At 44.6% G+C, this 13946-nt stretch carries 13 protein-coding genes and 1 riboswitch; of the genes, 8 read left to right on the top strand and 5 right to left on the bottom strand.

What is annotated here, in order from left to right:
- Positions 1-1905, bottom strand: a complete 1905-nt coding sequence (locus QUA99_RS09270) for a serine/threonine-protein kinase (RefSeq protein ID WP_333235796.1) — start codon at positions 1903-1905, stop codon at positions 1-3.
- A gap of 303 nt (positions 1906-2208) precedes the next feature.
- Here QUA99_RS09270 and QUA99_RS09265 point away from each other — a divergent pair, with 303 nt between their 5' ends.
- The 4 genes from QUA99_RS09265 to QUA99_RS09250 all read left to right on the top strand — a co-directional run bounded on the left by QUA99_RS09265 (position 2209) and on the right by QUA99_RS09250 (position 4799).
- Complete coding sequence (locus QUA99_RS09265; RefSeq protein ID WP_333235797.1) at positions 2209-3738, top strand: phenylacetate--CoA ligase family protein; 1530 nt, start codon at positions 2209-2211, stop codon at positions 3736-3738.
- 280 nt (positions 3739-4018) lie between these two features.
- Positions 4019-4306, top strand: a complete 288-nt coding sequence (locus QUA99_RS09260) for an element excision factor XisH family protein (protein WP_445250996.1) — start codon at positions 4019-4021, stop codon at positions 4304-4306.
- The gene (locus tag QUA99_RS09255; protein WP_333381262.1) at positions 4276-4476 is read left to right on the top strand and encodes an element excision factor XisH family protein; all 201 of its coding nucleotides are present in this window, start codon (positions 4276-4278) and stop codon (positions 4474-4476) included. The genes QUA99_RS09260 and QUA99_RS09255 overlap by 31 nt, the downstream gene beginning before the upstream one ends.
- On the top strand, positions 4464-4799 hold the full coding sequence (locus QUA99_RS09250) for a XisI protein (RefSeq protein WP_333235799.1): 336 nt from the start codon (positions 4464-4466) through the stop codon (positions 4797-4799). The genes QUA99_RS09255 and QUA99_RS09250 overlap by 13 nt, the downstream gene beginning before the upstream one ends.
- Before the next feature lie 41 nt (positions 4800-4840).
- On the opposite strand, the gene QUA99_RS09245 is transcribed toward QUA99_RS09250, so the two are convergent.
- Both QUA99_RS09245 and QUA99_RS09240 read right to left on the bottom strand, forming a co-directional pair.
- Positions 4841-5551 (bottom strand): Uma2 family endonuclease, encoded by a 711-nt coding sequence (locus tag QUA99_RS09245; protein ID WP_333235800.1) that lies wholly within the window; start codon positions 5549-5551, stop codon positions 4841-4843.
- A 381-nt stretch (positions 5552-5932) separates the two neighbouring features.
- Positions 5933-7033 (bottom strand): Rho termination factor (modular protein), encoded by a 1101-nt coding sequence (locus tag QUA99_RS09240; protein WP_333235801.1) that lies wholly within the window; start codon positions 7031-7033, stop codon positions 5933-5935.
- A 466-nt stretch (positions 7034-7499) separates the two neighbouring features.
- A riboswitch (Fluoride riboswitch) is annotated at positions 7500-7596 on the top strand.
- Positions 7597-7693: 97 nt separating this feature from the next.
- Between QUA99_RS09240 and QUA99_RS09235 the strand changes: the two genes are divergently transcribed.
- The 4 genes from QUA99_RS09235 (at position 7694) to QUA99_RS09220 (ending at position 11257) form a co-directional block, all read left to right on the top strand.
- On the top strand, positions 7694-9316 hold the full coding sequence (locus tag QUA99_RS09235) for a cation:proton antiporter (RefSeq protein WP_333235802.1): 1623 nt from the start codon (positions 7694-7696) through the stop codon (positions 9314-9316).
- Between the two features lie 170 nt (positions 9317-9486).
- Positions 9487-10794 carry a voltage-gated chloride channel family protein gene (locus QUA99_RS09230; protein WP_333235803.1) on the top strand — a complete coding sequence of 436 codons (1308 nt, stop codon included), beginning with the start codon at positions 9487-9489 and terminating at the stop codon, positions 10792-10794.
- A gap of 43 nt (positions 10795-10837) precedes the next feature.
- Entirely contained in the window at positions 10838-11005 is a 168-nt protein-coding gene (locus tag QUA99_RS09225) for a hypothetical protein (RefSeq protein WP_333235804.1), read from the top strand.
- A 33-nt stretch (positions 11006-11038) separates the two neighbouring features.
- A complete protein-coding gene (locus tag QUA99_RS09220) occupies positions 11039-11257 on the top strand; it encodes a hypothetical protein (RefSeq protein ID WP_333235805.1) in 219 nt (72 codons plus the stop codon).
- 141 nt (positions 11258-11398) lie between these two features.
- Here QUA99_RS09220 and QUA99_RS09215 read toward each other — a convergent pair whose 3' ends face one another.
- Entirely contained in the window at positions 11399-12280 is an 882-nt protein-coding gene (locus QUA99_RS09215; RefSeq protein ID WP_333235806.1) for a ParB N-terminal domain-containing protein, read from the bottom strand.
- Complete coding sequence (locus QUA99_RS09210; RefSeq protein WP_333235807.1) at positions 12280-13782, bottom strand: AAA family ATPase; 1503 nt, start codon at positions 13780-13782, stop codon at positions 12280-12282. Before QUA99_RS09210 ends, QUA99_RS09215 begins: the two co-directional genes overlap by 1 nt.
- Positions 13783-13946 lie beyond the last annotated feature (164 nt).

Genomic DNA, 13946 nt, shown 5'->3' with positions numbered 1-13946 from the left:
TTATTCAGCCGTCAGATTCAACTGGTAAGCGATCGGCTCCGAGGCCTGAGAAACGACCACGAATTCATAATAACCAGAATCATCGAGCAATCCCGACCAACTAAGCCCCTCTGCATCTTGCAGCAAAGCCCGGGCTTTGTTTGTCCGCCCGGGAGAATAAATTGACAGCAGAGTTGATTTGGGCGGAGCTTGCAAATTCACCCGCAAAGTTTGATTTTGAGCGAACCTGGCAATGTAAGCTTTCCCTTCTCCGGGTTTGAGATTGCCTGTGAGGCTTTTGCTGTTCGACAGGCGGTCAAATTCAACGCTTTCGACAGTGGCTCCAGCTTGCAAAGATGCGAGGGCGTCAGCGGTAATTGCTTGCCAAATTTGTCCGATCGGCAAACCGATGAGATTGCGATCGCGCGGCTGTTCTGGAAACCAATAAAAGAACTTAGCATCAGCCAAATCGTACAGAGCCCGACTGCTCAAATTCAGCTTGTTAACCTCCGTTTTCCAGAGATCGATATCGGCGGTGTCGTAACTGCCCAACCGCGCTCTAGCGTCGCTGCTGAGATTTTCCAGCTTGTCGAGCAACTCGTCGCCGATTTTCTGCCACCTTTGGCGCCACTGGCGATCGTCCTCGCCTTCTTTTAACAGCCGTCCGCCCAATTCCGGGTATTTGGCATAGAAAGTCTCGTCCACGAGGTTGACGTAACCGTTATAGAATCGATCGTCAATTTTGAGCTTGACAAAGCGATCTTGCAAAGCATCTTCTTGCTGCTGCTTCGGGTTTGCAGGCTGGGGAACTTTCTGTACTTTTGATTGCAGATTTAACAAAGAATTACCCGCAAACCAGCCAACTCCCCCCATACTTAAGAGCACCGCCACCACGAACAAAACCATTTTCCAAGCAGGCATCTTTTGCTGATTGCCAATAGCAGCAACTCGCACCGGAGTTCCCGGCAGTTTTGGCGCGGGAGCGGGCACTGGTACAGGCGAGAAATCCGGTGGCTGCGTGAGTCCAAAATCCGGGGCTGCTGGCAAAGGCGGCTGTAAAGGCGGATTGCCGGAGAGAGCGAGCATTACCTCGCGAGCCGAGGAGTAACGCTGGCTCGGCTGCTGAGCAAGCATTTTATCCAGCACCAGGGACAAATTCGGAGACAGAGAACATTCCGCCCGCCAGTTCCAATTCAGGGTATGGCTGTCGAGCAATTGATGGGGTTCCTTCCCAGTCAGCAACACCAAAACCGTGGCCGCCAGAGCGTACAAATCGCTGTGGGGAGAGACGATTCCCATCTGCATCTGTTCGACGGGAGCGTAGCCGAGCTTGCCGATGCGAGTCGCGGGGGCGGGAGTGCCGTTAGCCTCAGCGAACAGAGACTCTACGGTGGCGGCGACTTGTTTTACTCCGCCGAAGTCGATTAGCACGGGCATCCCGTCAGAACTCCGCAGAATCAGGTTGTCCGGGGAGATGTCGCGGTGAATCACTCCCAAAGAGTGAATGTATTCGAGCACGGGCAAAATCTGCTGCAGCAATTGATTGATTTCTGCTTCTATAAACCGCAAACCCTGACGCTTGCGGGCGTCGAGCAGAAAGCGGTAAGTTTGACCGGGCACGTAGTCTTGGACGAAAAATAGGTATCCTCGATCGCTGATACTGACGCGGAAGAGTTCGCGGAAGCGCGGGATTTGATTGTGTTGCAGCTTGTAGAGAACTCCCGCTTCCCGCTCGAACAGTTCCTCGGATTTTTGTAAAGCGTAACTTCCGTGTACTTGGGGCGCAAATTCTTTTAAAACGCAGGGTTCGTTAAATCGGTGGGCATCTTCAGCGAGGTAGGTGCGTCCGAAGCCTCCGTGTCCCAATTCGCGGACGATGCGGTAGTGGTTGTTGAGAGTTATGCCGGGGTAGATGGGATTGTTCATTGAAACTTGCTGCGTCGGATTTTCACGCTTGACTGAGACTAGGAGTTTTGGGCGATCGCTGAATTAATCTTGCCATAGTGTGTCAGTGTTTATTAGTCGATCGGCAGCTTGGCTATCCCCTGCGGTTCTTGTGAAAACAGCGGTTTCGTGCTATTGAAGTTTATCTACTGCGCCATATTTTCGATCGACCTCAAAATGTGTTCAAATTTTTAGTGTCCGACCCAATGTGCCATCCGGGCGTTAGCGCTACTAATTGAATCTTGAGCGATCGAGGTGCAAAATACGCATTTTAAGGAGCAAATCATGCAGCCAGAACAGCGTCAGCGAGCAATTGGGGCGTTTGAAGAGTTTTTGAGAGCGCCGCTTGAGGAACGATTGCAACAGCAGCAGAGTCGAGCGGCCGAATCCGAGGCGATGGCGCTTTTTCAAAAAGTCGCTGCCACAGTACCAGCTTACCAGACTTTCCTAGCTGCACTCAACATCAATCCCGCCTCAATTCAAACCTTTGAAGACTTCCAAAAATTGCCGCTAATTACCAAAGAGAATTATTTACGCTGTCACCCGCTACCTCAGTTGTGCTACCAAGGCAAATTAGAAACTTGCGATTTCATTGCTGTTTCATCGGGTTCGACAGGAAACCCGACATTTTGGCCGCGTTTTATCAGCGACGAGTTGCAAATTGCCGCTCGTTTTGAACAAATATTTCACGACAGTTTTTACGCCGACAATCGCCGCACTTTAGCTGTGATTTGCTTTGCGTTGGGAACTTGGGTTGGGGGAATGTACACGGCGAATTGCTGCCGCTATCTGGCGAGTAAGGGTTATCCCGTTACAGTTGTGACGCCTGGGAATAATAAGACTGAAATATTCCGAGTTGTTCAGGAACTTGGGGAGCATTTCGAGCAAGTAGTTTTGTTGGGATATCCGCCATTTATCAAGGATGTGATTGATAGCGGAATTGCTGGGGGTGTGGAGTGGCAAAAATATCGAATTAAGATGGTGTTTGCGGGGGAAGTGTTTAGCGAAGAATGGCGGAGTTTGGTGAGCGATCGCACTAATTCTGACAATCTATATTACAACTCTGCGAGCCTTTACGGTACTGCCGATGCGGGCGTTTTGGGCAACGAGACACCGCTGAGTATTTGCATCCGCCGCTTTTTAGCAAACAATCCGGAAGCAGCACGCAATTTATTCGGGGAATCGCGGTTGCCAACGCTGGTACAGTACGATCCGAAAAGCCGCTTTTTTGAAGCGAATAATGACGGCACGCTGTTATTTTCTGGCGACAACGGTATCCCGCTAATACGCTATCACATCTCCGATAACGGCGGTTTAATTTCTTACGAAGCAATGCTCAATTTTTTGGCTGAATGGGGATTTAACCCTGTGGCACATTTGCAGCAAGCAGCAGCTATGAAAGTTTCTGAGTTCCCCAGAGGAATTCGCTGCTTGCCATTTGTCTATGTATTTGGGCGATCGCACTTTACCGTTTCCTACTTCGGTGCTAACATTTACCCAGAAAATGTCACCGTAGGTTTAGAAGTTCCCACGATTCGGGAATGGGTGACGGGAAAATTTGTACTGCAAGTCAAGGAAGATGCGGATCGAAATCGGTTTTTATCGGTGGTTGTGGAATTAGCAGCGGGGGTGGAGGGCGACGAGGAGATGCAGGAGGCGATCGCATCTTCAATTCTCGCGCAATTGCGGCGGCTAAACAGCGAATTTGCTAATTATGTTCCGCCAGAATATCAGTTACCTGTCGTGACATTAACTGCGATGGGCGATGCGGAGTATTTTCCGATTGGGGTGAAGCACCGATACACGCGGCAGTAAGTAGTTTGAATTGATGAGCTATCAGTTTTCCCAGGGAGCATCTCATATTTGTAAAAACACTTCTTCTGGCTCCTTCCTTCTTCCTCTTTCCTCCTGCCTCCTGCCTCCTGCCTTAAAACTCCAATTTCTAGCTTAACTGCAAAAGTGAGATGCTCCCTTTTCCCAAGTCTTATGTTATTCTATAATCAGGGTGACATTTGATGGTTCAGCTTAGAATATGCCAGCAAAAGACATCTACCACAATAATTTCAAAACAGCTCTATAAAAAGACGGCTGGACGATAACAAACGATCCGCTAACCCTAGAAATTGGCAAACGTACTCTCAACGTCGATTTGGGTGCAGAAAAAATACTGGCTGCCGAAAAGCAAGGTCGCAAAATTGCTGTAGAAGTAAAAAGTTTTTTGAGTGTTTCACCCGTTCATGACTTAGAAGAAGCTCTGGGACAGTATATTGTCTACGAAGATATCCTAGAGCTTTCGGAACCTGAACGGATCGTACAGCGTATTCCAGGTTTGTCAAGTGTAGGGACACGGCAGTGCCGTGTCCCTACGGGAAGCTCACTATAGGCGGGTGTACTTCATATAATGTGGAATCTGCTGTATATCTGGCAATCCGTGCAGAAGTTTATGCACAAATTTTTTCTGAACCTATCGGGCAGGTTTTGTTAGAGAAAAAGAGATTTAAATTAATAGTTTTTGATTCGTTAAAGGAGACTATTATCAGATGGATAGACTAGATGAATATCGCCGTTTTATTCAGAAAATCTTAGAGAGTTATGCCCAGATTTCTTACGGACACGGAGAAATTAAAAGCAGCGTTATTGTTGACCGCGAACAAAACAATTTTTTACAGATGCACGAAGGCTGGCAAGGGCCTCAAAGAATTCACGATTGTATCGTCCATGTGGAAATTATCGACGGCAAAATTTGGATTCAACAAGATGGTATAGAAACGGGAATTACCCCAGAACTTGTAGAATTAGGAGTGCCTAAAGACAAGATAGTTTTAGGGTTTCATCCGTATCATGTTCGGCAGCATACGGGATATGCGATCGCCTAAACCAGCTTACAATACAGGAAAATTGAATAAAAGGACGATCGCTAAATTGTATCGGGATCAATGTTTAATTCTCGCAGTTTCGCGGCCAGGCGATCGGCTCGTTGAATCTCCCTTTCTGCAACCTCTTCAGGAGTAGGGACAAGCTCTCCTTCTGCTGTAAAGAAACGCAATTTTCCGCCACAAATCCCGAGACTCAAATCGAGTTGTTGACTCCGCAGATGCCCGAATTCGTTCGGTGCGATTGCTTCATATTCCCCGTCAAGTAAATGAAACCCAGCTAATTCTAAAGTTTCTGGGTCAAACCAAAAGTAATCGTGAGTGCGAAAAGTATCTTGATAGAGTTGTTTTTTAAAGTTTTTGTCTGTATCCGCTGTTTTGAGAGACAGGATTTCAATGATAATATTGGGGTACTTTCCGTCTTCATCCCAAACTACCCAGCTTTTCCGAGTTTTGCGTTCAGTTCCGAGTACCCCAAAAAAGTCTGGCCCTCGGAAGTCTTTCGATTTGAGTTGCTTGGAACAGTAATCAAGGGTGAGGTTTCCAGCAGCATAGAAATTGTTTCTATCTCGCCACAGCCATTCTAGACTGTTGAGGAGTAGGATTATTTGTCGGAGATGCAGTTCTGTTTCTAGGGAATGTTCATCACTGTATAAATCGCCGGGAGGAAAGATAAAGTTTTCCGGTATCTCTTGTTCTAGTATCTCTTGTTCTAGTATCTCTTGGGTAGTAGCTAATTCTGCGGTTGGGGACATGGCTGCTGGGTGAGGAGTAAGAGGTTGTGCGCCTATTTTAGCAAGCTTTTCATATCTCTGCCGAGGACTATTCTGAAAGCCCGATCGCGCTTTTTGCCGAAATACGCGATCGAACACCGAACAATATCAAATCTAGCATCGGAATTATTCATATCTCTATTCTCTTAATCTGCGTGAATTTGCGTGAATCCCTTGTCCGGGGCGGCCAGAGAAATCCTCTTTTTTTGACCGCAGATGAGGGCAGATAAACACAGATTAACGCAGATGAATTAGATAAATTCCGGTTGCACCATCTGTGATTGTTGACTGTTGACTGGATTTTACTATTCCGATGCTACCGGGTTCGATCTAATTAGTCTTTAACTATTAGCAATTGCTGCTTTATTGGCCGTCAGCTTCCCTCAGAGCGGCCAGAAGTTCCGGTCGTTTCATGCGCGCGTAGCCCCGAATTTTCCGGTCTTTGCCGATCGCCTTCAATCGCCTCAGCGAAAGAGTGTCGTAGTCTTCCTCTGGGGACGGAAACGGCAATTCCAACTGCAACTGCGGTAGCTGAGGTTTTTGCTGTTCCTTCGACTGCTTCTTAGGCTGCTTCTTAAGCTGTGTTTCTAACTGGGTTTTCGGTGGTGTCCCTGGCTGGATTTCTGAGTGCGTTGCGGCGGCTCCCAGTTGGCAGCGGAGTGTTTCGATTTGATTTTTCAGATCATTTTCTACGTCTTCGATCGCGTCAGCAACAAAATGATTGATTGTTTGAACTGTGCGTTCTAATTTTCTTGACAGCAGTTTTTCTAGTTCATCCAACTGTCTCAATGCACCTTCAAAATTTACCTCAGAAATAACAGCAGATGTCGGCGGACTATCGCTGCCCGATTGTTCAATTTTTTTGGCCAATTTATCTACCTTTTCATGAAATGTTTTTTCAACTTTTTCGAGCAAAAGCTTAATTTGTGCTATTTGCTCGCGATCGAAGTTCTGCTCAGTTAGAGCTTTTACTTGCTTTTTGAGCAGGTCTTCATTTTTTTTTACAGATTGTTCTATTTGTTTTGTGAGACTTTCTACCTTTTTTTGAAATGATAGCTCCAAGTGTTCCAGTAGAGTCTCTATTTGTGAAGTTCTCTGAGTTGGTTGCGGAGCTAAATGTTCCATTTCAGCTCGAGCAACAGCTACCTCCTCATCGGTCATTTCAAATACCCAAGCCCACATTTGCTCGATGCCGAGTTCTTTAGCAACAATACACCAATCTGAGCCGCAAACAACTTCATATTCTTCTTCATTGCTGTAAGCTTCAGTGCGGCGCACAATTAAAGGAATCAAGTTGCTGCCTTGCTCGATGAGACTTCTCCTGAGAGCTTCGCGGCGTTCGCGGGGAATCTCCCCCCTCTGAGGCTCTGGTACTGCAATTTGGGAAGTGTAAATCTGACTGTGACTAATTGGCTTAATCCGCAAATATTCAACTATTCGGTTTTGATCGGACGCTCGATCCATCTTGTTACAAGTCCCCTTTTTTCATAAAAATCTGGTGTGTAGTTATTTATGTATATTTGCACTTTACAGCCTGCGTTTTAAGTGCCGCAAGACTAACCCAAGAACTCTAATTTTCGGGTGCGCCACAAGCACCTTACCCAAACTGCGATCGAACTCGGTTATCTGGGGGAGATATCGCCGGGGTGCTGTATCTGTGAGGCTGGCTGTGCGGTGACAGCCCGGGCGATGGCGTCGGGCCCTCGCCCGTGCTACGGCAAAAGTTACTGCAATTCCTAAAAAAAGCGACTGTGATGAGTTTAACTGGCTGTGGGACACCAATGATACACTGCTTTACTCATCTTTACTTTTTTTGGTGTCAGGGCGATCCTCTTCTGCAAGCTTCACTAACAGGCTGGCGTTGCGAGTGGCGATCGCGATTCTGCAAAAAAATATCTTCTTTCGCTTTCTGTACAAAAGATGCTATAAGAATATTAATGGCGATGGAGCTCGCCAAAACCGCCTGAAGCGTCATTCTTTCCTTGCGTTAACTGAAAGACTAAAAGGCTGATGGCTCCTACTTTTCTGGCTTGCTGCCGGAGAGTGGGGCCGTGAAAACTTCTCACTAACGACTCACAGATAGCAAGCCTTTGTCCGTACTCAGGATCTGGAGAAAGGAATCTAATGTTAGCTAGTGTGCTGTGGATTTTATTGATGGGCTTTTTTTCGGGTCAAATTGCCCGTCGCTTAGGTGCTCCGCCTCTGATTGGAATGATTTTGGTGGGGATAGTTTTAGGGCCGCAAGTTAGCGATGTCCTGAGTCCAGAATTGCTGAAATCGGCGGATAATCTGCGAATTGTGGCAGTGACGATCATCCTGATGAAAGCGGGATTGGGATTAGATAGGGAAAAGCTGGCACAGCAAGGAACGGTGGCGCTGCGGCTAGGAATTTTACCAGCGGCAATCGAGGCAATTGCGATCGCATTCGCTGCGATACTAATTTTTAAATTCGACTTTCCCACAGGGTTACTTTTGGGTTGTGTAATTGGTGCAGAATCACCCGCTGTAATTGTCCCTGGAATGCTACGACTAAAAAGTTTAGGCTGGGGTGTCACCAAAGGAATTCCCGATGCCATTCTTACGGGTAGTGCCCTATCTGATGTTTTATTACTGTTAGTCTTTAGCTTACTTTTGAGTTTCTTCGATCGGGGAAAAGTTGAGAATATCATCTTCCCTGGAGGTTTTAGCCTAAGCGCATTTCAATTACTCCCCTTTCAGGTAGCAATGGAAGTAGGATTAGGGGTCTTAATTGGCTACATTGCAGCTCGTTTAACTGTCTCTATACTAACTCAACAAAACTGGACGCAAAACGCCGCACAAGATGTATTAATTGCCGCCAGTATTGCGCTTTTGTTAGTGATTTGTGAGCAAGCTTTCCCCTACTCTGGCTATTTGGCAGCAATGGCAATGGGCTTTTTTTTGATTGAACTCGATCCACCTTTAGCTAGACGACTACGCGGTGGATTTGACAGCTTATGGATTGTCGCTGAGATTGTTTTATTTGTTTTATTGGGAGCCAGTATTCAACTTCAGGTATTAGGGAAGACTTTTTTCCCGGGGCTTTTTGTCTTGGCAATTGGCTTGTTTATTGGTCGCACTATAGGTTGGTATTTCTCCACATTGGGTAGTAATTGGAATTGGCGAGAAAGACTATTTTTGCTACCCGGAAATATGGCAAAAGCCACCGTTCAAGCTGCCATTGGCGGGATTCCTCTATCTATGGGGATTGAGGGAGGAGAAATTATCTTAGCCATTGCTGTCCTCTCAATTTTGACAACAGCACCGATAGGCGCTTGGGGAATTCCCATGTTTGCACCAAAATTGTTAGAACGGGGAAAAGTCGATCCGACAAAAGTAACCGTAGTGACTCGTAATATAATATTAGCAGCAGTCGATACTTCTACCTTTTCTACAGATGTTTTGCTCAAAGCAGCAAGCCTAGCACGTCGTGTTGATGGTGAAGTAATTGTGTTACACATCATTAATATTGCAGAAAAAGAGGCTGTACAGCAACTGCGCGATCGCGCTCAAAAATTACTTTCAGATATCCGTCATCAATTCATTACCATTAACGGCTCAGTTCCAGAGGAAATTATGCGCGTTGCGCAAGAGTATAATGTGACAGATATTGTGATAGGAAAACGGGGACACACGACTTGGGAAGAAGTGTTAGTTGGTTCGGTATCCCAAGCGGTCATAGAAAATAGTTTCATTCCTGTAATTTTGGTAGAAGACCGCAAAAATTAACCTGCTAGGAATTACAAAAATGGCACCTCAATCAAAGGTATGTTGTTGCGCTTGGGCGCTCTTTCTTATAGCCAAAGAGCGCTAAAGCGCAACAACGTACCTAAAAATTAACCCCAGTCTGGCTACTTTAACAGTCGCAAATCTAAAACTCAAAAATAGGAGTTTTTATCATGAAATGGTTTGAGCAATTTGAGCAATTCCTTGCATTACCCCAACTCAGCAAGTGGTTCATCATTTCTTGTATAGTTGGCATTTTTTCCGGCTTAGGTTCTGCCGCTCTCCTAGCATCTTTAGATTGGGCAACAAATTGGCGAGAGTCTCATCTGTGGATTATTGCCTTATTGCCCTTAGCTGGATTCTTAAGTGGTTGGATTTATCATCGATACGGAAAGAAGGTAGAAGCTGGTAATAATCTTTTACTCGAAGAGATTCATCACCCGAAAAATGTTATTCCGTTGCGGATGGCTCCGATGGTGCTGCTAGGTACAGATATAACTCATTTATTTGGGGGTTCCGCTGGTCGTGAAGGGACAGCACTGCAAATTGCGGCATCACTCGCAGACCAATTAACTAAAATATTCCGCTTTAAACACGCCGAACGCCGAATTTTATTAATGGCTGGGATCAGTGGTGGATTTGCTTCCGTTTTCGGAACTCCCTTAGCGGGAACTATTTTTGGTTTAGAGGTTTTAGCTATTGGAACTATTAACCATGATGCTCTTTTTCCCTGTTTAGTTGCAGCCATTGTAGGCGATCGCATTACCTTAGTTTTGGGTCTGCATCATACAGCATACCGCCATGCTCCCTTTGTACCGACAGTCAGCCCAATGGGGCTAATTTATGCAATTGTCGCTGGTGCAATCTTCGGAATTGTGGCGATGATTTTTGCAAGACTCACTCACAAAACTAGCCACTTTTTTAAAGCAAAAATATCCTATCCTCCTTTTCGTCCTGCGATCGGTGGTGCGATTGTCGCACTGAGCGTATGGGCGATTGGCTCGACTAAATATATCGGTTTGGGTATTCCTATCATTGTCGATGCGTTTAACACTCAGTTACCACCTGGGGATTTTGCAGCAAAAATAGCTTTAACTGCGTTAACTTTAGGGACTGGTTTTAAAGGAGGAGAAGTGACTCCTCTATTTTTTATTGGTGCAACATTAGGCAATGCTTTGTCATTAATCTTGGCATTACCAGCACCTTTATTGGCAGGAATGGGATTTGTTGCTGTCTTTGGCGGTGCGGCGAATACACCGATCGCCTCAACTTTAATGGGAATTGAACTTTTTGGTCTGGAATCGGGGGTATTTATTGCGATCGCCTGTGTGATGAGCTATGTTTTTTCAGGTCATGCGGGCATTTATAGTTCACAGCGAGTTGGCTCTAGTAAATACCCTTTTATGTCAATGCAAGAAGAGTTAAAGTTGCAAAATTATGCAAAGAATAATTATTTTGATGCAGAACAAACTATCAAGTAGTCGCGGCGGTTAACTTTATTTGAGATGGTTCGGTTAATCGGATATGCTGATTGCTGATGCTACGCTGTTAAATAAACCCGCGATCGCGATGCTAGTCGCTTTGCTATTAGTTATTTTGCTGGCAACCCCGAAAAAGCAAATCTGTCGAGCAGCAGGTTGGTTTTTACTCGCAACTTATCCAGTCTTGCTGCTGACGATGTTTTTGCTGTAATTCCGATCGACTCAAGGAGAATACTAATGAAAGATGATGAGTTACAAAACTCTGTTTGGTGGGTTTGATGGGATGGGCGATGGCGTCGGGCCCTCGCCCGTGCTACGGCAAAACTTACTGCAATTCCTACAAAAAATCGACTGCGATCGGTTTAACTGCCTGTGGGACACCAACGATCCACTGCTTCACTTATCTTTACTCTTTTTGCCGTCAGGGCGATCGGGCAGTTTCAACTTTTGTAGGGTGGTCTAGAAGTCCACCCCAACAATGCAATTGCTAGTGATAAGTATTTTGCTCATTGTCAATTACCTTTCAGAAACCCAGTTGTAACTCGGGTTTCAACATTTGTGGCGGTGGACACGCAAGCCCGCCCCAAAATGCAATTTAGACGGCTCACTGCTGATGAGTATTGTGCCAGTAATCAATAATTTTAATCATTGTTTTGTCGGTTAAGCCTTTAATGCGTTCCACCACATTTGCAAATGACACAAACGGCCGCACATCTCGCTCTTTGAGTATTAGTTGTATAACGGGAGGCTTCAGCCCAGCATCTTTCAAATTCGCCGCCAATTGAATTTTATCTTGAGTATTAAGTGCTGGCAACAGCGAAATTGGTTGAGAAGTTACCTTTTCAACTGCTTGTACGTTGTCTAACAAATGCTGTTTTTCAGATGTATGGTCTGATTTAAACTCATTAATTATGTTTGCCAACTGGGCTTCTATTAACAGAGGTAATTGTTGTGAAATTAGGTTTTCAACCTCTTGTATTCTCTGGGCTAAGACCTGTTTTTCGCGGATATGTTCAGCTTTCAATTCATTGATTTGATTTTCTAACCTGGCTTCAATATTTGTCAGTCGCTGCTCAAAACTCGATGATGGTTGGGGAGTTTCATTTTCACCTGAAGCCTCAGTTATTGATGACTCTTTGGGAGTTTCATTTTCACCAGCATTCTCAGTGATGGCGGTTTTTCTGAGAATTTCAAGTTGTTCGAGGAGAAGTTCTTCATTTTCTGGTTCCAGGATGAATGCTCCGATTGTCTCGCCCTTGAGAGGTTCAATTTCCTTTGCTCTGGCAGCCGCGTAGTATTCAAAGTTTCCATCTACTATTTCGTAGGAATCTATACTGGTGCGGCGGACAATGATCGGATTAATCAATCCTCCTAATTCTAATATCAGTCTGGCCAATTTCTCCAAATCAGGCTCAGCAAAATTGGAATTGGGCACTGCAGATACAATCTTTTTCACTGCAATCAGTGACGGAAATAATTTTTTCATTAGTTTTTACCTGTTTTTTCCAAAACTTCGATTGCTAGCATTTCAAATTCTTGGGAAGCGATGGAATCTGGCTTAAAGTCCAGCACCGAAATCGGATCGGCAATTTCCATATCTCCCACGATTTGAATTTGTTCTGCACACTTGGCCAAATCATCTCTTTCGTAAATTACGCTGTCCATGATTTCAAAGCCGTAGCGTTTGGGAATTGCTTCCCTCCGCTTGGGCAAACTGTACTGTATAAATTTAGTATTTGTGGAGATTTTGCAAGGGAGGACGCCTAAAACTTCTAGAGGTTTCTTGCCAATTTGTTTTTTGAATCCATTAACTTTTTTAATAAAATCCTTGACATTAATCAGTCCTTGATTGGCAAAAGGTTTTAAGTCAGAAGGAATAATTAAATAATCCGCAGCAATCAGGGCAACTCTCGCATAAAAATTCAAAGATGGCGGCGTATCAATCAGTACAATATCGTACTTATCTTGGACTTCTGCTAGTTTTTGAATTAAAATCATGCGGCTGTAATCTAGTTGATTTAGCTCCGTTTCATAGTACATTAAATCGATGTGGGAAGGGATCACATCAATTGCGGGATTGCAAAAATTAGACTTGCGTGTTACTTCGGCGATCGAGTAAAAGTCTTCTGATTGCAAAACTTGAAGAATGTTGCTATCTTTCAAATCGTCTTGTTCTTCATCCTCAAATTTTACTAAACCTGTCGCAAAGGTTGTATTTGCCTGACTGTCTAAGTCTATGACTAATACTCTGTTACCTTCCTTGCTCAGCGCCGCGGCTAAATTAACTACTGTTGTAGTTTTGCCAACGCCACCTTTGTTATGGTAAACAGCAATGATTTTCATGTTTTTTTTACTAACTTTTGAAACAATTAAAGTTGATGTAAATTGAAAATTAACTGAATTATTTTCAGATGTTTTTTCCGGTTGTGATATTTGAATTTGCTCAGGTTCTGCGGTGGCGGGATTGTTTTGCTGTAGAGGTACTTGGCTAATTAACTCAGGACTAACTAAATTATTTTTAGTATCTTCCTGTTCTACACCATCTTGACTGTTTACAGATTTTAAACTATTTTTGCCAATTAAAGTTATAATTTCATCAATTCTCGTTTCAATGTCTTGCCCTGCACACTGAAAAACTAGCTGAATATCATCGCTGACTCTTGCGTATATTCTAATTTCTTTACCGTTAGTTATGAGTCCGTAGCGGATGCTTAAACTTGTTAAGTAACGCTTGAGTTTCCGCAGGTGACGGTCTAAATTTTCCTTCGGATGTTTTGCCTCCATGACTAAACTCATGGGCGAGTCTGCATCGAGAACTATGGGGATAACTTGGGTGGCAAATGAGAGGAAGTCTAGACGAATATTCCCAAAGGCTATTTCTTGGTGCCAAGTGTCGGGCGTATAGCCTAACTTTGGTAGCAGATAGCTGACAATGAGTTTGCTTTCTACTTCGCTTTCGTTGCGACAGTTATTGGGATTGAAAGTCATCCGATTTTAGATTTTAGATTTTAGATTTTAGATTGGGAATGACTGATTTAATAATGGTACGGATTGCGATATTGACAGTAGGGTACGCATTCCTCCCCTTACAAAGGCTACGGATTGTAATATCGAAAAACCCGGTTGTGTTTGACAAACCGGGTTGTTCGGGC

The organism is Microcoleus sp. F10-B2, assembly GCF_036704965.1.
Classification (GTDB): domain Bacteria; phylum Cyanobacteriota; class Cyanobacteriia; order Cyanobacteriales; family Microcoleaceae; genus Microcoleus.
The sequence above is the reverse complement of the archived record's forward strand: the minus strand, read 5'-3'. Positions and strand labels throughout refer to the sequence as shown.

Excerpts from the sequence above, each read along its gene's own strand:
- QUA99_RS09235 (WP_333235802.1), top strand. The coding sequence starts at position 7,694 with ATGTTAGCTAGTGTGCTGTGGATTTTATTGATGGGCTTTTTTTCGGGT.
- QUA99_RS09270 (WP_333235796.1), bottom strand. The coding sequence starts at position 1,905 with ATGAACAATCCCATCTACCCCGGCATAACTCTCAACAACCACTACCGC.
- QUA99_RS09240 (WP_333235801.1), bottom strand. The coding sequence starts at position 7,033 with ATGGATCGAGCGTCCGATCAAAACCGAATAGTTGAATATTTGCGGATT.
- QUA99_RS09215 (WP_333235806.1), bottom strand. The coding sequence starts at position 12,280 with ATGAAAAAATTATTTCCGTCACTGATTGCAGTGAAAAAGATTGTATCT.
- QUA99_RS09220 (WP_333235805.1), top strand. The coding sequence starts at position 11,039 with ATGATGAGTTACAAAACTCTGTTTGGTGGGTTTGATGGGATGGGCGAT.
- QUA99_RS09230 (WP_333235803.1), top strand. The coding sequence starts at position 9,487 with ATGAAATGGTTTGAGCAATTTGAGCAATTCCTTGCATTACCCCAACTC.
- QUA99_RS09225 (WP_333235804.1), top strand. The coding sequence starts at position 10,838 with ATGCTGATTGCTGATGCTACGCTGTTAAATAAACCCGCGATCGCGATG.
- QUA99_RS09265 (WP_333235797.1), top strand. The coding sequence starts at position 2,209 with ATGCAGCCAGAACAGCGTCAGCGAGCAATTGGGGCGTTTGAAGAGTTT.
- QUA99_RS09210 (WP_333235807.1), bottom strand. The coding sequence starts at position 13,782 with ATGACTTTCAATCCCAATAACTGTCGCAACGAAAGCGAAGTAGAAAGC.
- QUA99_RS09250 (WP_333235799.1), top strand. The coding sequence starts at position 4,464 with ATGGATAGACTAGATGAATATCGCCGTTTTATTCAGAAAATCTTAGAG.
- QUA99_RS09245 (WP_333235800.1), bottom strand. The coding sequence starts at position 5,551 with ATGTCCCCAACCGCAGAATTAGCTACTACCCAAGAGATACTAGAACAA.